Raw genomic sequence first — 21,233 nt, forward strand, 5'->3', positions numbered from 1 at the left:
TCGACAGAAGGGGTGTCTGTCGGCGCGCGACTAGTGTGACGAGGTGACGACAGCTACTCCCGATGCACCAGGTCGGCTCCCCAATCTCCGCCTCCTCTGGACCTTCATCCGCCCGCATCGCCGGTTGTTCCGGTTCGGTCTGCTCCTCGGTCTGCTGGTCACCGCGTCGTCCCTGGCCACTCCGCTGGTCACCAAGCGACTGCTGGACTCCTTCGACGTCCCGGGCGCCACGCGGTCGGCCATCGTCCTGTTGGTCGGGCTCCTCGTCGTGGGGATCATCGTGGGTCTGGCTCAACGCCTGCTCCTGGGAACCATGGCAGAACGCGTCGTGCTCGAGGCGCGATCATCGATGGTGCGGCGGTTCTTCGGCGCCACCATCCCGGCGGTCACCGCTCGTCCCGCGGGCGAGATGCTCACGCGGGTCACGTCCGACACGATGCTGCTCCGCGAGGCGTCGTCCTGGGCGCTGGTCGAGATCGTCAACGGCAGCATCGCGATCGTGGGTGTCATCGTGCTCATGGCGACCCTCGACCTCCCCCTCCTCGGGACGGCTCTGCTCGGCATCGGTCTCATCGGTGTCGCCGCCGGGTTCCTCATGCCGAAGGTGGCTCGCGCTCAACGCAATGCACAGGAGGCGATGGGTCGGCTCGGCGGCATCCTGGAGGGCGCGTTGCGCGCCGTTCGCACGGTCAAGGCCAGTCGGGCGGAGAGTCGTTCGAGCGAGCTGGTCATCGAGGAGGCCCGCGTCTCGGCGTCCTACGGTATCCGGGCAGTGCGTCTCGAGGCCTGGGCGTGGACCATCACCGGTTCCGGGATCCAGCTCACCATCATCGCAGTGCTCGGCGTGGGCGCGTATCGGGTGAGCTCGGGAGCGCTGGCCGTCTCCAGCCTGGTCGCGTTCCTGCTCTACGCGTTCCAGTTGGTGGGCCCGGTCGCCCAGCTCACGCTCTACGTCTCGCAGCTGCAGCGCGGCATCGCCGCCGCGGCCCGCGTTCGTGAGGTGCAGGTGATGGACCTCGAGAAGGAGGCGCCCACCGCGGTCGCGGACCTGCCGGCGAGCGCGGAGGTCTCGGCGCTCACCCTCACTCGGGTCACGGCCGGGTACGGCGACGAGGGCGCCGCGGTGAACGCGATCGACATGAGCATTCCGTCGCGCGGCCACACCGCCGTCGTCGGGCCGTCGGGCGCCGGCAAGACGACGCTGTTCTCGTTGATCCTGCGCTTCCTCGAACCGCGGGACGGCGAACTCGCCCTGAACGGTGTCCCGTACTCGGCTTTGTCCCACAGTCAGATCCGCGCGCGCATCGGTTACGTCGAGCAGGCCACACCCACACTGCCGGGCACGATCGCCGACAATCTCCGGCTCACCCACCCGGACGCGACCGACGCCGAGCTGTGGGCGGCACTCGAACGCGTGCGGCTGGCCGAGAAGATCGAGCTGTTGCCGGCCGGTCTCGCCACCGAGTTGCGCGACTCGGCGGTCTCGGGCGGCGAGCGTCAGCGCATCGCGTTGGCCCGTGCCATCGTCCGCCCACCGGACATCCTGCTGTTGGACGAGGCCACCGCGCAGGTGGACGGCATCACCGAGGCCGCCATCCACGACGCCATCCGCGACCTGTCGGTGCACGGTGCCGTGGTGACCATCGCGCACCGCCTGTCGACGGTCATCGACGCGGACACCATCTTCGTGCTCGAGCGCGGACGTGTCCGGTCGAAGGGAACGCACCGCGAGCTGCTCGACACCGACACCCTGTACCGGGATCTCGTCGAGGCACTACGTATCGCCGTCTGACGCCGCGGCCACCAGCCGTCGGGCCGTCTCGTCGGCCGACGTCGGATCGGTGTCGACGGCGGTGACGCGCACCCCGGTGCTGACCAGGTCGCCGGCAAGTTGCGCGGCGAGCCGATCGATGACGACGGAGGCCAGCGACGACGCGTCCAGCCCCGCGTCGCCTGCGGTCGGCAGGCAGCGCGGAACGAGGATGAGACCGGAGTGCTGGCACACCATGTGCCGTGCTGCCGCCCGCGCGGTGATGAAGTGGGCACGCAGCGCGTCCAGGACCGGACGTTCGAGATCCGCGACCTCGGTGCGATCGAGCCGACGCGCCGACGCTTCGGAGTGGGTCGAACGCGACGCCCGGCCAGGGATGATGACGTCGATCGACACGTCGATGCTCCCGGAACAGGCGGCGACGACGTCCACGTACTCGTCGACGTCGACCTCGTCCAGCACGTCGATGACGGCCGCCTCGGCGTGGCCACCGTCCGCGCGGATGATGTCGACGACGTGCTGCATCTTCGTCCGGGAGCGGCCGGCGAGGTGCACGCGCGCTCCGTCGCGGGCCAGGGCGACGGCCAGCCGGCTTCCGACGACACCGCCGCCCCCGTAGATCAGTGCGTTGGCTCCGTCGAGCAGCACGTCACGCTCCTCCGCCCACCCGGCGCCGACAGGTATTCCTGCCGCGGGATCGTCCGGCCGGTGGTCCTAGCGTACGGAGGACGAGACGCTGTCGTCCTCGGTTCGGTCGGCCTCGTCGGCGTCGTTCTCGACAGCCGCATCGGCGCCGTGGTCGACCGGTTCCGCGTCGTCGATCGTGCGATGCGCGGCCAGGACGGCCACCGATACAGCCACCGTGACCAGTGCGGCGATCACCGACACGAGCGAGGTGACGATGCTTCCGCCCGCGGCGGCGTTCTCCAACGACCGGACCAGTTGGCCGAGGGGGGTGAAGAGTCCGACCGTGTCGGGCAGACCACCGACCCCGCGCAGGACCAGCCCGCCGAGCACCACCTGGACGAGCCCGAGGACCCCGAGCACCACTCCGGCACGGACGGCTCCGAGTGCGGTGCGCAATGCACGGGCCGCGGTGGCCACCGCGGCGACCCAGACTCCGATCAGGACGGTCGAGACCATCGAGCCCGAGAGACTCGCGCCGGTGTCGGCGAACGTCAGGGCCAACACCATCGTCGACGCGGTGGCCACCGCCCCCAGGACCGCGGCGCGGGCGCGCGGGACGAAGAATCCGACGAGCGCTGCTGCGACCAGCGCGAACGCCGCCGCGAGGTACGGCCACGCGTCCGAGGCGGACCGCACCACGTACGAGGTACCGCCGCCGGCCGGGTCGGGTTCGATCCGCTCTGCTGCCGGCAGTGAGGTGGACGCTTTCTCCACGTTGGTGCGCAGGGTGGAGAACATGGTCTCCATCGGGCCGACTCCCCCGACCAGGCGCGTGGTGCCGTCGACGAGGCGTACCCCGCCGTCGTCGAGCAGGACGAGGCCGTCGCGCAGCTGCGCGGATCCGTCGGTGGCACGCACCATGCCGTCGACGAACTCCGAGGACGGATCGTCGAGTTGGTACGCCACGGTGCGCGCACCATCGCGCAGCGTCTGCAGGTCGGTCATCACCCCGGCGTTCAGTCCCTGGGTGCGCAGCAGGTCGAGGACCGGCCGCAGCTGATCCGCGGACGCGGCGGCGCCCGGATCGGTGGACGCGGCGAGCGAGTCGAGAGTCTGCTGCACGATCAGTTCGATCTGGCCCTGCGCGGCTCCGACGCCGGTGAGCGCACCCACCACGCGATCGACTCCTCCGCTCACCTGCGACGAGCCGTCACCGAGCTGCCAGAGGCCGGCTCGGAGCTGGGTCATGCCGTCGGCGAGTTCGGCCGAGCCGTCGCGGGCCTGGTGCAGGCCGTCGGACATCTGGTGAGCGCCGTCGTCCAGCTCCACGCTGCCGTCGGACAGCTCGGCCATACCGCCACTCAGGATCTGCAGCGGCAGGACCGTGTTGGTCAGGGCGGCCCGACTCGACCCGAGCGGGTCCGTCGTGGACCCGCCCGCAGTGGCGGCGACGGAAACGGTGCCGGTGGTGGCGGGGCGATCGGTCTGCGAGACCCAGAACACTCCGGCCGCCACGGTGGGGAGCAGAACGGCGAGCACCATCGCGACGGGGGTCGAGCTGGCTGCACCGACACGTGCAGCGGCGCCTCGCAGTCGGGCGGGCCGGGGAAGTCTGACCGTGGGAGTCATAGTGTGCCGGACATTAGCCATCACCGAACGGGAACGGTGGGTGCCTCGCCGGGCTCTGACCATTTATTTCACCGTCGTCGAGACCATTCAGTCTTGATCACCCTGTTCACACTGGTCACAGCAGCCCCACGCCGCGGTGCCGCTGCGAGGGTTCCCGCGCCTCCCGCGGACCACGGCAGGCCCCCGAGTCGCCGACGAACGCATCGTCGTGTGACCACACTCACAAGGGGCGAACGTACTGGCGATAGGCGTGCCATTCTCGTGCCTGACGACGAGGGCGCCTGACATGTCCGGTCAGCCTTGTTACGTTCGTCTGCAATATGACGCCAGTGTTACAGAGAGCCGCCCCGACCGACGACATCGATTTCTCGTTCCGCCCACCACGCGTGGCCGACGGGACGCGAGTGTGGGAGATCGCGAGGGACTCCCGAGTACTGGACGTCAATTCCAGTTACTCGTACGTGCTGTGGTGCCGCGATTTCTCCGGCACCTCGATCGTGGCAGTGGACGCCGACGACCGTCCGGTCGGCTTCGTCACCGGATACATCCGTCCCGACGCCGACGACACCCTGTTCGTCTGGCAGGTGGCGGTCGACTCCGACCAGCGCGGGCACGGCCTGGCCGTGCGCATGCTGCAGGGCCTCGTCGACCGCACCACCCCACGCGGAGCACGCCTCCTCGAGACCACCATCAGCCCCGACAACGACGCGTCGATCGCCCTCTTCACATCTCTGGCGCGACGACGTGACACCACCATCACCCGACGAGATCTGTTCGCAGCGAAGGACTTTCCCGACAGCCACGAGCCGGAGGACCTCTACACGGTCGGCCCGTTCGACGGCACGCTCGCCGACACTTCCGACGACCACACCCGAAGGACCTCGATGACCACCAGCATCACCCCGACCGACACCACCACCGACATCTTCGAGGCCCGCGAGTCGCAGGTCCGCAGCTACAGCCGACAGTGGCCCGCAGTGTTCGACACCGCGCAGGGTTCGTGGATCACCGACGAGAACGGCCGTCGCTACCTCGACTTCTTCGCCGGAGCCGGTGCGCTCAATTACGGCCACAACAATCCCGTGCTCAAGCAGGCACTGGTCGACTACATCATGCGGGACGGCATCACGCACGGTCTCGACATGTCCACCGTCGCGAAACGCGAATTCCTCGAGTCGTTCACCACGCGCATTCTCGAGCCCCGCGGGTTGGATTACAAGGTGCAATTCCCCGGACCCACCGGAACGAACACCGTGGAAGCCGCGCTCAAATTGGCGCGAAAGGTCACCGGCCGTTCCTCGGTCATCAACTTCACGAACGCGTTCCACGGCATGACGCTCGGCGCTCTGTCCGTCACCGGCAACTCCATGAAGCGCGCCGGCGCCGGCATCCCGCTGGTCCACGCGACCCCGATGCCGTTCGACAACTACTTCGGCGGTGCCACGGACGACTTCCAGTGGATGGAACGAGTGCTGGACGACTCGGGAAGCGGCATCAACCGCCCCGCGGCCGTCATCGTCGAGACGGTCCAGGGTGAGGGCGGCGTCAACGTCGCCCGTGCCGAGTGGCTGCGCGGGCTCGCAGATCTGCTGAAGCGCCGCGACATCCTGCTCATCGTGGACGACGTGCAGATGGGCGTCGGCCGCACCGGGCCGTTCTTCTCCTTCGAGGACGCCGGCATCGTGCCGGACATCGTCACGCTGTCGAAGTCGATCGGCGGCTACGGCATGCCGATGGCACTGACGCTCATGCGCCCGGAACTCGACGTCTGGGGTCCCGGCGAGCACAACGGCACGTTCCGCGGCAACAGCCCGGCCTTCGTCACCAGCAAGGCCGCGCTCGACCACTACTGGGCCGACGGCGCGTTCGAGGCGTCGATCCTGGCCAAGGGCGAGCGGATCCAGGACGCGTTCATCGATCTCTCGGCCCGCTTCGAGGGTCTGAGCACCCGCGGTCGCGGCATGGTCCAGGGTCTCGTGTTCGACGACGCGGAGAAGGCGTCGAAGGTCACCGCGCTCGCCTACGACAAGGGCCTGCTCGCCGAGACGTCCGGACCCTCCGACGAGGTGGTGAAGCTGCTTCCGCCGCTCACCATCACCGAGGAGGATCTCGATCACGGCCTCGGCATCCTGGCCGACGCCACCGCGACCGTCTGCTCCTGACCGAATCGCGTTCCGCACGTCTGCACAGCACGAGGAGGACCACATGATCGTTCGCACCACCGAGGCCATCACCGGAACCGAGCGCGACATCGCGAGCGAGGACGGCCAGTGGCGGTCCAAGCGGATCGTCCTGGGCGGTGACAAGGTCGGGTTCTCGTTCCACGAGACCACCATCGAGCCGAACACCGTCAACAACTTCCATTACGCCAACCACGTCGAGGCCGTCTGGCTCATCGAGGGCGAGGGCACGCTCACCGACCGCGAGACCGGTGAGACGTACGACCTGGGTCCGGGATCGATGTACCTGCTGAACGGGCACGAGCGTCACACGGTGGAGACGCGGACCCGCATGCGGATGCTGTGCGTGTTCAACCCGCCCGTCGTCGGCAACGAGCGTCACGACGAGAACGGCGTCTACCCGTTGATCGAGGTTCCTGCCTGACGCCACGGGCCGACCGGACACACCCTGCCGCGAGCGACGACACCCTTCAGGATGCAGCGGGGTGTGTTCGCTCTGTGGCAGGTGTGCACATCCCACCCTGCCGCTCCACCCCAGCCCACGCGGCGACCTACTCTGGAGACGTGACCTCGGTTTCCCCACGCTCTCTCGATCGGTCGCCGCGCAGCGCCCTCTCTCTGCAGGACGCGATGGCCGACGGCCGCGTCGTCGCGCTGACCGGTGCCGGGATGTCCACGGACTCGGGAATTCCCGACTACCGGGGCCCGGACTCTCCGCCGCGCAACCCGATGACGTTCCAGCAGTTCATCGGCGACGACGATTTCCGACGTCACTACTGGGCTCGCAACCACGTCGGCTGGCGCCACATGGACGCCACCCGCCCCAACGCCGGGCACCGCGCCCTCGCCGAGCTCGAGCGCGTGGGTACCGTCTCCGGCGTCATCACGCAGAACGTCGACATGCTGCACACCAAGGCCGGCTCCCGCTCGGTGATCGACCTGCACGGTGTGTACGGCCGGGTCCGTTGCCTCGACTGTGATCGCCTCGTCTCCCGCGTGGCTCTCGACGAACGTCTGACCGCTGCCAATCCCGGCTTCATCGAGTCCGTCGTCGGTGCCGACGGCGTCGAGATCGCCCCGGACGCCGACGCGATCATCGAGAGCACCGCCCACTTCCGCATGGTCGGCTGCGAGGTGTGCGGCGGCATCCTCAAACCCGACATCGTCTACTTCGGTGAGAGCGTGCCCAAGCCGCGCGTCCGGAGCGCCTACGACATGGTCGACGCCGCGCGCTCGCTCGTGGTGCTGGGGTCCTCGCTCACCGTCATGTCCGGACTGCGCTTCGTCCGGCACGCGTGGAAGAACGACATCCCGGTGTTCATCGTCAACCGAGGACGCACCCGCGGGGACGAGTTCGCCGCCCAGAAGATCGAGGCCGGCTGCTCCGAGGTCCTGGCGTCCTTTCTGTGACGGACGGCAGGACCGTCGGCGGTGCCCCGTGGGCCGTCGCGGCGATCTTCTTCGTCAACGGTGCGGTGCTCGGTAACTGGGCGCCGCGCCTGCCTGCGATCCGCGACGCTCTCGAACTCGACGCGTCGGTGCTCGGTCTGGCGCTCGCGGGAGTCGGCACCGGCGGCCTTCTCGCCACTCCCCTGGCCGCCGTCGGTATCCGGCGGCTCGGCAGTCGCCGAGTCGTCCTGCTCTCCGCGACGGTGCTGTGCCTGGCGTTTGTACTCCCGGCACTCGCCGGGACGTGGTGGGCACTGGCACTCGCTCTCGCCGTCCTGGGCGGGGCCGACGCCGTCATGGACGTGGCGATGAACGCGCAGGGGGTGATCGTCGAGAAGAACCGGCGGCGTTCGCTTCTCAACCGATTCCACGCGGCGTGGAGCGCAGGGGCCGTCACCGGCGGCCTCACGGGCGCCGCCGCGGCCGGGATCGGACTCGCCGTGCTCGTCCACTTCGCTCTCGTCGGTGGGGTCCTGCTGGCGCTCGCGCTGGTGGCTCACCGCTCGCTGGTTCCCGACGGACGCGCCGTGCCCGACACCGTCCCTCGACCGTCCGGCCGAGGGCCACGGCGCGTGTTCTCCGGCGCCCTGGCGTTGCTCGGAGGGCTCGTGTTGGTGTGCGCCCTGGTCGAGGACGTGCCGCAGTCCTGGGGTGCGATCTACTCCACCGATCTCGGGGCCGGGCCGGGACTGGCGGGACTCACCGTCGTGGCCTTCTCGTCCGCGATGTTCGTCGGACGCCTCGTCGGTGACGCCGTGGTGGACCGCGTCGGACGCCACGCCGTGTTGATGGGCGGCGCACTGCTCATCGCGGCCGCGTTCCTGGCGGCACCCGTGGTGAGCTCGCCCGTGATCGCCTCGGTGATGTTCGCCGTCGCGGGATTCGGTGCGGCACCGATCTTTCCGGCTGCGTTCGGGTTGGCCGGACGACTCCCCGGCATCACCGCGGGCACGGCCCTCACAGTGGTGTCGCTGATCGCCCGGATCGGGGTGCTGCTGGCACCCGTCGCGTTCGGCTCTCTCGCAGAGCTGACCGGCTTCGGCTGGGCGCTGTGGTCGATGGTCGCGGCCGGTGTCGCGGTGGCGCTGCTGGCCCTCGCACTCCGGCGCGTGCTCGCCGCCTCGGCTCCGGCCTGACCGGTCGCTCAGCCCGGGACGAGGTCGTCCGCGTGCACCACGGGGCGTCGGGCCTCGGGGGCGAGATCGCCCGTCGAGCGACCGATCATGCCGGCGAGCTCCGCCGCATCGTACGCGACGACTCCGCGCGCGACCACGGTGCCGTCGACGCCGTGCAGGGTCACCACGTCGCCGGCGTCGAACGAGCCACTGACCGAGACGATTCCTGCCGAGAGCAGCGAGCGTCGTCGGCCGATCACCGCGGTGACGGCGCCGTCGTCGAGCGTGAGGGCGCCGGCGGTGTCCGCGGCATGACGGACCCAGAATCGGCGGGCCGACAACCTGTTCGGGCGCGCGGTGAACGTGGTCCCCACCGGTCCGCCACTGAGCGCGGAGGCCGCCTCGGACGCCGCCGCCAGCAGGACGGGAACACCCGCGTCCGCTGCCAGGCGGGCCGCGGACAACTTGGACGCCATGCCGCCGGTGCCGAGGGAGCCGCCCGATCCGGCGACGACGCCGTCGAGATCCTCGGGACTCGCGACCTCGCGGACGAAGGTCGCGTCGGGGTCCTTGCGGGGGTCGCCGTCGTAGAGGCCGTCGACGTCGGACAGCAGCAGCAACGCGTCCGCGCCGACGAGGTGCGCGACCAGGGCTGCGAGACGGTCGTTGTCGCCGAAGCGGATCTCGGCCGTCGCGACGGTGTCGTTCTCGTTGACGACGGCCACGGCGCCGAGTGAGCGCAGTCGGTCAAAGGTGCGCTGAGCGTTGCGGTGATTCGACCGACGGGCGATGTCGTCCGCCGTCAACAGCACCTGACCGACGGTCCGACCGTAGCGGCCGAAGGAGGTGCCCCACGCGTGCGCCAGCGCCAACTGGCCGACACTGGCCGCGGCCTGCTTCGTCGCCAGGTCACGAGGCCGCTGCTTGAGACCCAACGGCGCCATACCGGCACCGATCGCTCCGGACGACACGACGACGACGTCGGACCCGGCACGCATCCGCGCCTCGATCGCATCCGCCAACGCGTCCAGCCGGGCGAGGTCGAGTCCGGCCTCCATGCTGGTGAGAGCCGACGACCCGATCTTCACGACGATGCTGCGCGCCGACGCGATGATCTCCCGCGTACTCCCGTGCGGCTGCGTCGCGGTCACTGCTCGTCGCTCTCCAGCCCTCGACGGACACGGCGGGCGTGCTTGCGCTCGGGCGCGCCGATGCGCTCGACCTGGTCGATGCGCGAGTCGGTACCGCGGCCGGTCATGGTGACGTCGACACCGGCGGGGGTCTGCGGCTCCCACTCGAAGCTGACGTCGCCGATGGTCACGGACGCCCCGGGCTGCGCGCCCTGCTTGACCAGTTCCGCCTCGACACCGAGACGAGCGAGTCGGTCGGCGAGGTAACCGACGGCCTCGTCGTTGTCGAAGGCCGTCTGCATGACCCACCGCTCCGGGCGCTCGCCGCGCACGATGAAGCCGCCCGGCTCGTCAGGATCGGAGATGACGCTGAAGCCCGCCTTGTCGGTGGCGACGGGCCGGATGACCTGCCGACGCGCGACGGCCTTGGGATGATCGATGCGGTACTGCGCGACCAACTCCGCGAGGGCGAAGGTCAAGGGACGCAGACCTTCCCGGCTCACCGCGGAGATGGCGAAGACGGGCCAGCCGCGGGCCTCGAAGTCCTCGCGCACCATGTCGGCCAGTTCCTGCGCCTCGGGAACGTCCACCTTGTTGAGCACGACGATGCGCGGGCGATCTGCCAACTCGCCCAGGCCGGCGTCGCTCGACAGGGCGGGCGTGTACGCGGCCAGTTCGGCCTCGAGAGCGTCGACGTCGGACACGGGATCACGACCCGGATCGAGGGTCGCGCAGTCGACGACGTGGGCGAGCACAGCACAGCGCTCGAGGTGACGCAGGAAGTCCAGGCCCAGCCCCTTGCCCTGGCTGGCGCCGGGGATGAGGCCGGGGACGTCGGCGACGGTGAACGTGGTGTCGCCGCTCGAGACGACGCCGAGGTTCGGGACCAGTGTCGTGAACGGGTAGTCGGCGATCTTCGGCTTGGCGGCCGAGAGCACGGAGACGAGAGACGACTTTCCGGCGCTCGGGAAGCCCACCAGACCGACGTCGGCCACGGACTTGAGCTCCAGGACCAGGTCGCGCTCGACCCCGTCCTCGCCGAGGAGCGCGAAGCCGGGCGCCTTGCGTGCTCGCGATGCGAGGGCGGCGTTGCCCAGGCCGCCGCGACCGCCGGCCGCCGCGTCGAAACGCGTGCCCTCGCCCACCAGGTCGGCAAGGATCCGGCCGTCGCTGTCGAGAACCATGGTGCCGTCCGGGACACCCAGGATCAGGTCCTCGCCGACGGCGCCGTCGCGATTGCTGCCGGCCCCCTGCGTGCCGTTTCCTGCCTTCGCATGGGAGTGGAAGTGGAAGTCGAGAAGGGTGTGCACGCTCGGATCCACCACGAGGACCACGTCGCCGCCGCGGCCGCCGTTGCCGCCGTCCGGACCACCGAGGGGCTTGAACTTCTCCCGGTGGACGGAGGAGCACCCGTTACCGCCCTTTCCCGCACTGACGTGCAGGGTGACACGGTCGACGAAACGCGACATGGGTGGAGGGTCCTTCCGAAAGGCAGATGATGCTGAACTGCTGAGAGATCGGCGGCCGACAGGGCGCCGAGGGGTGAAACGCCGTCAGGGGCGGACGGAGGACGAGCCCTCCGAACCGCCCCTGACGGGAACGTGCACTGACGTCGCGCGAACGGCCGAAGCCGGACCTCGCGGGCGCCGCAGGAGAATCAGGCCTCCGCGGCGGCCGGGACGATGTTGACGGTCTTGCGGCCACGCTTGGTGCCGAAGAGAACTGCACCCGCCGAGAGGGCGAAGAGCGTGTCGTCGCCGCCACGGCCGACGTTCACACCCGGGTGGAAGTGGGTGCCGCGCTGACGGACGAGGATCTCGCCCGCGCTGACCGACTGTCCGCCGAAGCGCTTGACGCCGAGACGCTGAGCATTGGAATCGCGACCGTTGCGTGAGCTGGACGCGCCCTTCTTGTGTGCCATGAGAAACCCTCCCGGGGTTGGTGGAGCCGGTGCCGTGATGGACGAGCCCTGGTGGAACGAGCCGTGGTGACGCAGAGACGCCGGATGGAGACCGGTATCAGGACTTACTTGATGCCGGTGACCTTCAGGACGGTCAGCTTCTGCCGGTGTCCCTGACGCTTGTGGTACCCGGTCTTGTTCTTGAACTTGTGGATGCGGATCTTCGGGCCCTTGGTGTGCTCGACGACCTCACCGGTGACGGTGATGCCGGCCAGCTTGTCGGCCCCGGTGGTCAGCTCGGACCCGTCGACGACGAGAACAGGAGCAAGCGAGACAGCCGTTCCGGGCGCTCCCTCGATCTTCTCGACCTTGACGAGGTCACCTACAGCGACCTTGTACTGCTTTCCGCCGGTCTTGACGATCGCGTACGTTGCCATCGGAGGGCTACCCCTTGCTTCTTTGATGCGTTCTCACGTCCCTGGTCGGGGACGTGACTGGTCTCGTGGCTGCGGTTCCGCAGCCCCTGCTGGTCACACTCCTGCGCCGGCGAACCGAAGTCCGGGTGGCTGCGCCCGCTCACCTCGCGGAGGACAGGACGGAGCCACGTCGCCGGCAGCGACTGTCCAAGATTACGGTAGAGCCCGTGGCCCGGTCAAACCGCCGGGCCCGGTGCTCGGCCGCAGCTCAGGCCTCGTCGTCCACCGGCGGTCCGGCCGGCCGACCCGCTGCCCGACGGCGCGGACGCCGGACCGGTGCGACGGGCTCCACGGAGGCGCCGCCCCCGACGGTCACTGCAACGGGTTCGGCAGCGCCGCCCTCGTCGCCGCTGTCGGAAGTCGGTGCTGCCGTGGACGTCTCGGGTGCCGAGGGCACCACGATGACCGTGCCGGCGGAGTCCCCGGCCGGCGCGGACGCCGCTCGGGACACCCGACGACTGCGGCGCGGACGCGTCGCGGCGGTGGGTTCGGGAGCGACAGGCTCCGGCGCTGCGGGTTCGGGTGTGGCGGAATCGGGTGTCGACGGCGTGTCCGACGTCTCGGTCACCTCGGCGGCCGAGTCCGATCGGCCGTTGCGGCCGGCGGCGTCGCGCACCGCTGCCACGGCGGCCGTCGCGTCCTCGATCGGATCCGACACGGTGTCCGCCACCTCGGCGACATCGTCCGGATGCAGGTGCGCCGCCATGGCCAGAGCGACGGGATGAGCACGACGCACAGCCGTGTCGCTTCCCGACTCGGACTCGGTGGTCTCGGCCGTCGTCGTCTCGTCGACTCGATTCTCCGAACGGTCCCGGCCGCCGCGCTTGCGACGCGAGCCGCCCTCGGAGGCCTGGCTGTCGGAGCGGGAGGTGGTGTCCGAACGGGAGTTGTCGGACCGCGACCGATCGGAGCGGGAGTGGGAGCGCCCACCCTCGTCCTTGGCCGGCTCGACGGGGAACTGATGCATGATCAGCCCACGCCCGTGGCAGTGCTCGCACGTCGTGGAGAACGCCTCGATGAGACCGGTACCCATGCGCTTGCGCGTCATCTGGACCAGTCCGAGCGACGTCACCTCGGACACCTGGTGCCGTGTGCGATCGCGGCCCAGGGCCTCGGTCAGGCGACGGAGCACCAGGTCGCGGTTGGACTCGAGCACCATGTCGATGAAGTCGACGACGATCATGCCGCCGATGTCGCGCAAGCGCATCTGCCGCACGACCTCCTCGGCCGCCTCGAGGTTGTTCCGGGTGACGGTCTCCTCGAGGTTGCCGCCCTCACCGGTGAACTTGCCGGTGTTGACGTCGACCACGGTCATGGCCTCGGTGCGGTCGATCACCAGCGTGCCGCCGGACGGCAACCACACCTTGCGGTCGAGCGCCTTGGCCAGCTGCTCGTCGATGCGGAAGGCACCGAAGACATCGACGTCCTTGGACGCCGAGGTGTACCGCTCGACGCGGGGCAGCATGTCGGGGGCGACGGTCTCGATGTAGTTCTGCACCGTCGACCAGGCACGGTCGCCCTCGATGACCAGCTTGGAGAAGTCCTCGTTGAAGAGATCGCGGACCACCTTGACCAGGAGGTCGGGCTCCTCGTACAGCGTGACCGGAGCCGACGACTTGGAGGCCTCGGCACCCGTCGAACGCTCCGAGACGGTGGCCCACTGCGCCTGCAGACGGGTGACGTCGCGCTCGAGCTCCTCGGCGCTGACGCCCTCCGACGCGGTCCGGATGATGACCCCGGCCTCGGACGGGACGATGTCGCGCAGGATGTCCTTGAGACGCTTGCGCTCGTTGTCGGGCAGCTTGCGGCTGATGCCGGTGGACGAGCCACCGGGCACGTAGACCAGGAAGCGGCCGGCGAGCGAGATCTGCGTGGTCAACCGGGCGCCCTTGTGCCCGACGGGATCCTTGCTGACCTGCACGAGCACCTGGTCACCGGGCCTGAGCGCCTGCTCGATCTTGCGGCTGTTGCCGCCCAGACCGGCGGCGTCCCAGTCGACCTCGCCGGCGTACAGCACACCGTTGCGGCCCTTGCCGATGTCGATGAACGCGGCTTCCATGCTGGGCAGCACGTTCTGCACGCGGCCGAGGTAGACGTTGCCCACGATGGAGCCCGAGGCCGTGCTGGTGACGAAGTGTTCGACGAGAACGCCGTCCTCGAGCACCGCGACCTGGGTCAGGTCCGGGTGCCCGGCCAGCGACTTCTCGCGCACGACCATCGTCCGGTCCACCGACTCGCGGCGCGCGAGGAACTCGGACTCGGTCAGGATCGGCGGACGGCGACGGCCGGCGTCACGACCGTCGCGGCGACGCTGACGCTTCGCCTCGAGCCGGGTCGACCCGGTGATGCCCTGGACCTCGTCCTTGGACTTGGCCGCTCGCTGACGTGGCTCGCGTTCGTGCACCACCGTGTTGGGCGGATCGTCGTCGGTCGTGGTCTCGGCGTCCGCGCTCTCGCCACCGCTCTTGCGGCGACGACGGCGGCGCCGGCGACGGCTCGCGCTGTCCCCGGTCGAGTCGTCGTCGTTGTCCCCGGAGGCGCCGTCGTTCTCCCCGGAGGCACCGTCGGTGTCCTCCGCGGACGGTTCCGTCTCGCCGGCAGTGGTGTCGCTCGTGCTCGACGCGTCGGTCGAATCGGTGGTCTCGGGCGCGTCCGAGTCGGCGGACGTGTCCGCCCGCGACCCACGACGGCTGCGCGAGCGGCGGCTCGAGGAGCGCTTCGGGGCGTCGTCGCCCTCCGCGGCGTCGTCCGTGTCCGTGGTCACCGGTTCCGCCGTCGCGTCCTCGGCGGCAGGCGCATCGGAGCGATCCGCGGCGGACTCGTCCGACTCGTCGTCGTCGCTCTGATCGTCGTTCTGGTTGTCGTCGTTCTGGTTGTCACCGCGTCCGCGACCACGGCCACGACGGCCACGGCGGCGGCGGCGAGGACCGGACGATCCGTCCTGCTCGTTCGCGTCGTCGTCGGTGCCCTCGTCGGACGCGGAGGCATCGGACGAGGAGGTGTCGGACTCGGTCGCCGTCTCGACGACAGGGGTGGACACGTCGGCAGTGCCGTCGGCCTCGGGTGCGTCCGCTGTCGTGGTCTCGTCGACCTCCGCCTTCTTCGGCGCGGATCGAGCGCGACGTGCCCGCGTCCGGGGAGCCTTCGGCGCCTCGGTGACCTCGGGCTGCAGGAACAGCGGCGCGGTGGCGGGGTCGGCGGACGACGGGGCCGTCGCCTCGGCCGTCTCGATGTTCGTGAAGAGGTCCGGCTCGGTGGGAGAGGCCGGACTCTCGTCGGCCGTGGACGCCGAGCTGGTCTCCTCGGCGGCGGGAGGTGTGCTCTCGGCAGCGGGCAGATCTGCCACGTCGGCGGCGTCGAGCGCCGGAGCACCCAGTGCGGAGGCGACGGTCTGCGCGTCGTCACGAACGACGCTGGACTGGACGCTGCGGACGTCGACGCCCATCTCGGCCAGCTGGGCGACGACCTGCTTGCTGGTCACTCCCAGCAGCTTGGCGAGCGCGTGAACGCGGATGCGCTCGGGGAAGGTGGGGGCGCCCTGATCGAGCGGCTCCTGGGGCGGCACGGTGTCGGCCACGTGTTCTCCTCGGGCTCCCGGGCGCGAACATCCACGGTCGAGGTGCCCGATCGGGCGTCGTCCGTCGAATGGCACGCGGCCACGCGGGAGTCATGGTTCGTTCGCGGGATCGGACGATCCGACGAAAAAGCGGGTTCGCACTGCGTCAGGTCGTCGACCGGAACGGTCGGCGACTGTCACCGCACTGCCTGGGCGGATGGCCGATCCGAGCACCTGATCTTCAGCGGGACGCGTCGGCGGTGCGAGAAGGAGACTCGCATCGATGCCTGCGCGTGTTCGCGATGACGGGCTTCGGTCCGTGATTGTCATCCGGTCACGTTCGCGTGGTGCGCGCCGCGACCTAGGCCAGTATCCCACACTCCCCGACCGCCGCGTGCCACTGCGGGGTTCGCGGTGCGGCCCGGCGGTCGGGGGTGGGACTCGAGGTGGAGCGTCAGCCGAGCTCGGGGAACCAGAGCGCGATCTCACGAGCAGCGGACTCGGGCGAGTCGGAGCCGTGGACCAGATTCTTCTGTCCGTCCAGCGCGAGGTCGGCGCGGATGGTGCCGGGCGTCGCCTTGGCCACGGGGTCGGTGCCACCGGCGATCTGACGGAAGGCCTCGATGGAACGAGGACCTTCGAGCACCGCCGCGACGAGCGGTCCCGAGGTGATGAACTCGATGAGGTCGGGGAAGAACGGCCGCTCGGCGTGCTCGGCGTAGTGCTTCTCCGCCACCTCGCGGTCCACCGTCAGGAGCTTCAGGGCGACGAGGTCGAGCCCCTTGCGCTCGATACGGCCGAGGATGTCGCCGACGTAGCGACGTTCGACGCCGTCCGGCTTGATCAGTACGAGAGTGCGTTCGGTCACGAGCGCTGAGCCTAGAGGACCCTCGATCGGCCCCGGAGCACCGGCGTCATTCTCGCTGGCTCGGCAACCGGCCCTCGGCGATGCGCTTGCGGAGATCGCGGCGCAGATACAGCAGGTACACCCACACGGCGAGGAACAGCACGCCCACGACGGCGATCGACGGGTGCGCGAAGAAGCCGAGGATCACCAGGACCTGCAACGCGAGATCGAAGGACAGAGCCCACGACCGACCCTGCAGTCCTGCACCGAGCAACATGACCACGCCCAGCGCGATGATGTACGTCCCACTGATCCACGTGAGTCCACCGCCGACGGTCGCGACGACCGGGAGCGACAGGAAGACGACGATCGCCTCGAGGACGAGGGTGCCGGCGCAGACGCCGCGGAACCCCTTCCACGGATCGCGTGCGGGCGGCGGGACCTGGCCCGCCTCGGGGACTGTCATACCGGGTCCTTCCCGAAGAGAGTGCGTGCCGCACCGGCGGTCACCACGGATCCCGTGACGACGACGCCGGCACCGGAGACGGCCTCGCCCTCGTCCGCGACGTCCTCCGCGATGCCGATCGCGATCTCGAGTGCGTCCGGGAGCGTCTCCGCGACGACGACACGCTCGTCGCCGAACTTGGCCACGGCGGCGTCGGCGAGTGCCTCGACGTCGAGCCCGCGTGGGGAGCCGTTGTGGGTCACGACGATCTCGTCGAGCACGGGTTCGAGTGCCTGCAGGATGCCGTCGACGTCCTTGTCCTTCATCACGGACACGACGCCGACGAGCTTGCGGAAGTCGAACTCGGCCGTGAGCGTCGCGGCGAGTGCGGCGGCGCCGTGCGGGTTGTGCGCGGCGTCGACGAAGACCGTCGGTGCGTTGCGCACCCGCTCGAGTCGGCCCGGGTTCACCACCGAGGCGAAACCCTCGCGCACCGTCTCGACGTCGAGTCCGTGGTCGGCACCCGCGCCGAAGAACGCCTCGACCGCCGCGAGTGCCAGCGAGGCGTTGCGCGCCTGGTGTTCACCGTGGAGCGGAAGGAAGATGTCGTCGTACACGCCGCCGAGGCCGCGGAGCTCGAGCTGCTGACCGCCGACCGCGACGCGACGGGCCAGGACCACGAACTCGGACCCGGCGCGGGCCACCGCCGCGTCCATCTCCACGGCACGCCGCAACAGGACGTCGGTGACCTCGGGTTGCTGCTCGTCGAGAACCGCCACCGTGTCGACCGGATCGAGCCGTTCGGGGGCCTTCTTGATGATGCCGGCCTTCTCCTCGGCGATACCGGCCAGATCGGTACCGAGGTACTCGATGTGGTCGATACCGATCGGGGTGATGACGGAGACCTGCGCGTCCACCACGTTGGTGGCGTCCCACCGCCCGCCGAGACCCACCTCGACGACGGCGACGTCGACCGGGGCCTCCGCGAACGCCGCGAACGCCATCGCGGTCACCACCTCGAACTTGCTCATTCTGGGCCCGCCCGCGGCCTCCGACTGCGCGTCGATCATCTCGACGTACGGCAGGATGTCGCGGTACGTGTCGACGTACTGGCGAGGGGTCAGCGGCACCCCGTCGACCGCGATCCGCTCGGTGGCCAACTGCAGGTGGGGGCTGGTGGTGCGACCGGTGCGCCGGTGGAACGCCCGCAGCAGCGACTCGATCATCCGGGTGACCGACGTCTTGCCGTTGGTGCCCGCGACGTGGATGGACGGGTAGCTCGCCTGCGGGGACCCGAGCAGGTCCATCAGCGCACTGATGCGCGTGAGCGACGGCTCGATGGTCGTCTCGCCCCAGCGCTGGTCCAGTTCGGACTCCACCAGCGTGAACTCGGCGAGATCGACCAGGGAGGGTCCCGTCACCCCCTCCGGCCCGGAGTTTCCCGGATAGCTCACGCCGGCCCCATCTCACGCAGACGTGCGGTGATGCGCTCGACGTCCTCGCGGGCGATCTGCTGCCGTGCGCGGATCTTGTCCACGACCGCCTCGGGGGCCTTGCCGATGAAGGCCTCGTTGCCCAGCTTGGCCGTGGTGGCGGCGAGTTCCTTCTCCGCGGCCGCGAGATCCTTCTCGGCGCGCTTGCGCTCGGCCGCCACGTCGACGGTGCCGGACGTGTCGACGGAGACGACGACGGTACCGAGCGAGAGTCGAACCTCGATGGACGCCGTCTCGGCGAAGTCCTCCTCCGGCTCCGTCAGGAAGGCGAGCGCACGGGTCGCGGGGATCTGTGCCGTGAGGTCCGCCTCCTCGACCCCGAGCAGCCGCGCCGGGACCTTCTGCTTCGGCTTCACGCCCTGGTCGCTGCGGAAGCGGCGCACCTCGGTGATGAGCTTCTGCATGTCGGACACGCGTTGCAACGCGACGGGATCGGCTCCGACCCCGGTCTCCTTCGGCCACGGTGCGACCACGATGCTCTCGCCGCCCGTGAGCGCCTTCCAGAGCGTCTCGGTGACGAACGGGACGACCGGATGCAGCAGGCGGAGAATGGAGTCGAGCACGACACCGAGGACGATACGAGTGGGTTCCGCCGCGCTCTCCGACGAGAACTGCACCTTGGCCAGTTCGAGGTACCAGTCGCAGACCTCGTCCCAGGCGAAGTGGTACAGCGCCTCGCACGCCTTGCCGAACTCGTAGCGGTCCAGCGCGTCGTCCACCTCGGCGCGTACCGTCGCCAGCCGGTCGAGGATCCAGCGGTCGGCGTCCGTGAGCGTCTCGCGGGCCGGGAGATCCTGCACCACAGCGCCGTTCATCAACGCGAACTTGGTGGCGTTGAACAGCTTGGTGGCGAAGTTGCGCGAACTCTGCGCGTTGTCCTCGCCGACGGAGAGGTCACCGCCGGGATGGGCGCCGCGCGCCAGCGTGAAACGCAGTGCATCCGCACCGAATCGGTCGACCCAGTCGAGAGGGTCGATGCCGTTGCCCTTCGACTTAGACATCTTGCGGCCGAACTCGTCACGCACCAGCCCGTGCAGGAACACGTCGCGGAACGGCACCGGACCGGGCAGCTCGTCGCCGACGGTGGTGCCGAACATCATCATGCGGGCGACCCAGAAGAACAGGATGTCGTAACCCGTGACGAGAACGCTGGTGGGATAGAACTTCTCGAGGTCGGGAGTGCGGTCGGGCCAGCCCATCGTCGAGAAGGGCCACAGGCCGGACGAGAACCACGTGTCCAACACGTCCGGGTCCTGCACCCAGCCCTCGGGCGGCGTCTCGTCGGGGCCCGGGCAGACCGTCTCACCGTCGGGTCCGTACCAGATGGGGATGCGGTGCCCCCACCACAGCTGGCGCGAGATGCACCAGTCGTGCATGTCGTCGACCCACGCGAACCACCGCGGTTCCTGACTCTTCGGGTGCACCACGGTGCGCCCGTCGCGCACGGCGTCGCCGGCGGAGGCCGCCAACGAGGAGACGTTCACCCACCACTGGAGGGAGAGTCGCGGCTCGATGGGCTCGCCGCTGCGCTCGGAGTGGCCGACACTGTGGACGTACGGACGCTTCTCGGCGACGACGCGGCCCTGCTCCGCGAGTGCCTCGCGCACGGCGACACGAGCCTCGAAGCGGTCCATACCGTCGAACTGCGTTCCGGTGTCGGCGATCCGGCCCGACGTGTCCATGATCGACGGCATCGGCAAGCTGTGCCGGAGACCCATCTCGAAGTCGTTGGGGTCGTGTGCCGGCGTGATCTTCACGGCGCCGGTGCCGAACTCGGGGTCGACGTAGTCGTCGGCGACGACCGGGATCTCGCGGTCGAGGAACGGGTGCGGAAGCGTCGTTCCCACCAGGTCCCGGTAGCGCTCGTCGTCGGGGTGAACGGCGACGGCGGTGTCGCCGAGCATCGTCTCGACACGAGTGGTGGCGACCACCACGTGCGGTTCGTCGTCGTTCAACGATCCGTAGCGCAGCGAGACCAGTTCGCCCTCGACGTCCTCGTACTTGACCTCGATGTCGGAGATCGCCGTCTTCAGCACCGGCGACCAGTTGACGAGGCGCTCGGCGCGGTAGATCAGGCCACGATCGTGGAGCAGCTTGAACATGGTCTGGACGGCACGCGAGAGGCCCTCGTCCATCGTGAACCGCTCGCGGCTCCAGTCGACGCCGTCACCGATCCGGCGCATCTGCTCGCCGATGGTGCCGCCGGACTCACGCTTCCACTCCCACACCTTCTCGATGAAGGCGTCCCGACCCAGTTCGTCCTTGGACGTTCCCTCGGCGACGAGTTGCTTCTCCACGAGCGACTGCGTGGCGATGCCCGCGTGGTCCATGCCGGGAAGCCACAGCACCTCGTAGCCCTGCATCCTCTTGCGGCGGGACAGGACGTCCATCAGTGTGTGATCGAGGGCATGGCCCATGTGCAGGCTGCCGGTGACGTTGGGCGGCGGGAGCACGATCGAGTACCCCGGCTTCGCGCTGTCCGGATCGGCGACGAAGTACCCGGAGTCGACCCATCCCTGGTAGAGGCCTGCTTCCACGTCACCGGGATTCCAGGCCTTGGGCAGGCGGTCGGCAGGGTTCTCGTCGGGCGCTGTCGTCGATCTGGTCACCGGGTG

Annotated in this window: 16 protein-coding genes and 1 pseudogene; 6 read left to right on the top strand and 11 right to left on the bottom strand. The window is 69.6% G+C overall.

The window, feature by feature from the left end:
- Window positions 1-43: 43 nt before the first annotated feature.
- Window positions 44-1,792: an ABC transporter ATP-binding protein gene (locus HQ314_RS04535; protein WP_222649349.1), complete on the top strand. Its 1,749-nt coding sequence runs from the start codon at window positions 44-46 to the stop codon at window positions 1,790-1,792.
- On the opposite strand, the gene HQ314_RS04540 is transcribed toward HQ314_RS04535, so the two are convergent.
- Both HQ314_RS04540 and HQ314_RS04545 read right to left on the bottom strand, forming a co-directional pair.
- Window positions 1,775-2,419, bottom strand: coding sequence for an SDR family oxidoreductase (locus HQ314_RS04540; RefSeq protein WP_222649350.1), 645 nt, complete (start codon window positions 2,417-2,419; stop codon window positions 1,775-1,777). The genes HQ314_RS04535 and HQ314_RS04540 overlap by 18 nt on opposite strands.
- Window positions 2,420-2,485: 66 nt before the next feature.
- Window positions 2,486-4,027 carry a hypothetical protein gene (locus HQ314_RS04545; protein ID WP_222649351.1) on the bottom strand — a complete coding sequence of 514 codons (1,542 nt, stop codon included), beginning with the start codon at window positions 4,025-4,027 and terminating at the stop codon, window positions 2,486-2,488.
- A gap of 320 nt (window positions 4,028-4,347) precedes the next feature.
- On the opposite strand from HQ314_RS04545, the pseudogene ectA reads away from it, so the two are divergent.
- The 5 genes and pseudogenes from ectA to HQ314_RS04565 form a co-directional block, all read left to right on the top strand.
- Window positions 4,348-4,851 (top strand): annotated as a pseudogene (ectA, locus tag HQ314_RS21200) (diaminobutyrate acetyltransferase); the annotation flags it as partial.
- Window positions 4,852-4,911: 60 nt separating this feature from the next.
- Entirely contained in the window at window positions 4,912-6,189 is a 1,278-nt protein-coding gene (ectB, locus tag HQ314_RS04550) for a diaminobutyrate--2-oxoglutarate transaminase (protein WP_027505675.1), read from the top strand.
- A 43-nt stretch (window positions 6,190-6,232) separates the two neighbouring features.
- A complete protein-coding gene (locus HQ314_RS04555; protein ID WP_027505674.1) occupies window positions 6,233-6,631 on the top strand; it encodes an ectoine synthase in 399 nt (132 codons plus the stop codon).
- A gap of 206 nt (window positions 6,632-6,837) precedes the next feature.
- The gene (locus HQ314_RS04560) at window positions 6,838-7,617 is read left to right on the top strand and encodes a Sir2 family NAD-dependent protein deacetylase (RefSeq protein WP_027505673.1); all 780 of its coding nucleotides are present in this window, start codon (window positions 6,838-6,840) and stop codon (window positions 7,615-7,617) included.
- A complete protein-coding gene (locus HQ314_RS04565) occupies window positions 7,614-8,792 on the top strand; it encodes an MFS transporter (protein WP_222649353.1) in 1,179 nt (392 codons plus the stop codon). The genes HQ314_RS04560 and HQ314_RS04565 overlap by 4 nt, the downstream gene beginning before the upstream one ends.
- 8 nt (window positions 8,793-8,800) lie before the next feature.
- Here the strand turns inward: HQ314_RS04565 and proB are convergent, their stop codons facing one another.
- The 9 genes from proB to HQ314_RS04610 form a co-directional block, all read right to left on the bottom strand.
- Complete coding sequence (proB, locus tag HQ314_RS04570; RefSeq protein WP_222630327.1) at window positions 8,801-9,922, bottom strand: glutamate 5-kinase; 1,122 nt, start codon at window positions 9,920-9,922, stop codon at window positions 8,801-8,803.
- Window positions 9,919-11,370: a GTPase ObgE gene (obgE, locus tag HQ314_RS04575; RefSeq protein ID WP_027505671.1), complete on the bottom strand. Its 1,452-nt coding sequence runs from the start codon at window positions 11,368-11,370 to the stop codon at window positions 9,919-9,921. Before obgE ends, proB begins: the two co-directional genes overlap by 4 nt.
- A 188-nt stretch (window positions 11,371-11,558) precedes the next feature.
- Window positions 11,559-11,822, bottom strand: a complete 264-nt coding sequence (rpmA, locus tag HQ314_RS04580; protein WP_027505670.1) for a 50S ribosomal protein L27 — start codon at window positions 11,820-11,822, stop codon at window positions 11,559-11,561.
- A gap of 104 nt (window positions 11,823-11,926) precedes the next feature.
- Window positions 11,927-12,238 (bottom strand): 50S ribosomal protein L21, encoded by a 312-nt coding sequence (gene rplU, locus HQ314_RS04585; protein WP_027505669.1) that lies wholly within the window; start codon window positions 12,236-12,238, stop codon window positions 11,927-11,929.
- Window positions 12,239-12,485: 247 nt separating this feature from the next.
- On the bottom strand, window positions 12,486-15,854 hold the full coding sequence (locus HQ314_RS04590; RefSeq protein WP_222649354.1) for a translation initiation factor IF-2 N-terminal domain-containing protein: 3,369 nt from the start codon (window positions 15,852-15,854) through the stop codon (window positions 12,486-12,488).
- Window positions 15,855-16,287: 433 nt separating this feature from the next.
- The gene (gene ndk / locus HQ314_RS04595; RefSeq protein ID WP_056445877.1) at window positions 16,288-16,701 is read right to left on the bottom strand and encodes a nucleoside-diphosphate kinase; all 414 of its coding nucleotides are present in this window, start codon (window positions 16,699-16,701) and stop codon (window positions 16,288-16,290) included.
- A 46-nt stretch (window positions 16,702-16,747) separates the two neighbouring features.
- Window positions 16,748-17,146: a DUF4233 domain-containing protein gene (locus tag HQ314_RS04600; protein ID WP_027505665.1), complete on the bottom strand. Its 399-nt coding sequence runs from the start codon at window positions 17,144-17,146 to the stop codon at window positions 16,748-16,750.
- Window positions 17,143-18,546, bottom strand: a complete 1,404-nt coding sequence (locus tag HQ314_RS04605) for a folylpolyglutamate synthase/dihydrofolate synthase family protein (protein WP_374197810.1) — start codon at window positions 18,544-18,546, stop codon at window positions 17,143-17,145. The genes HQ314_RS04600 and HQ314_RS04605 overlap by 4 nt, the downstream gene beginning before the upstream one ends.
- Before the next feature lie 29 nt (window positions 18,547-18,575).
- Window positions 18,576-21,227 carry a valine--tRNA ligase gene (locus tag HQ314_RS04610; RefSeq protein WP_222649356.1) on the bottom strand — a complete coding sequence of 884 codons (2,652 nt, stop codon included), beginning with the start codon at window positions 21,225-21,227 and terminating at the stop codon, window positions 18,576-18,578.
- Window positions 21,228-21,233 lie beyond the last annotated feature (6 nt).

Origin of the sequence: Rhodococcus sp. BP-332, from assembly GCF_019836065.1 — a bacterium.
Taxonomy (GTDB): Bacteria; Actinomycetota; Actinomycetes; order Mycobacteriales; family Mycobacteriaceae; genus Rhodococcoides.

What these genes read in the sequence shown, in the direction of transcription:
- HQ314_RS04545 (WP_222649351.1), bottom strand. Translation starts at nt 4,027, where the DNA reads ATGACTCCCACGGTCAGACTTCCCCGGCCCGCCCGACTGCGAGGCGCC.
- ectB (WP_027505675.1), top strand. Translation starts at nt 4,912, where the DNA reads ATGACCACCAGCATCACCCCGACCGACACCACCACCGACATCTTCGAG.
- HQ314_RS04555 (WP_027505674.1), top strand. Translation starts at nt 6,233, where the DNA reads ATGATCGTTCGCACCACCGAGGCCATCACCGGAACCGAGCGCGACATC.
- HQ314_RS04560 (WP_027505673.1), top strand. Translation starts at nt 6,838, where the DNA reads ATGGCCGACGGCCGCGTCGTCGCGCTGACCGGTGCCGGGATGTCCACG.
- obgE (WP_027505671.1), bottom strand. Translation starts at nt 11,370, where the DNA reads ATGTCGCGTTTCGTCGACCGTGTCACCCTGCACGTCAGTGCGGGAAAG.
- rpmA (WP_027505670.1), bottom strand. Translation starts at nt 11,822, where the DNA reads ATGGCACACAAGAAGGGCGCGTCCAGCTCACGCAACGGTCGCGATTCC.
- rplU (WP_027505669.1), bottom strand. Translation starts at nt 12,238, where the DNA reads ATGGCAACGTACGCGATCGTCAAGACCGGCGGAAAGCAGTACAAGGTC.
- HQ314_RS04600 (WP_027505665.1), bottom strand. Translation starts at nt 17,146, where the DNA reads ATGACAGTCCCCGAGGCGGGCCAGGTCCCGCCGCCCGCACGCGATCCG.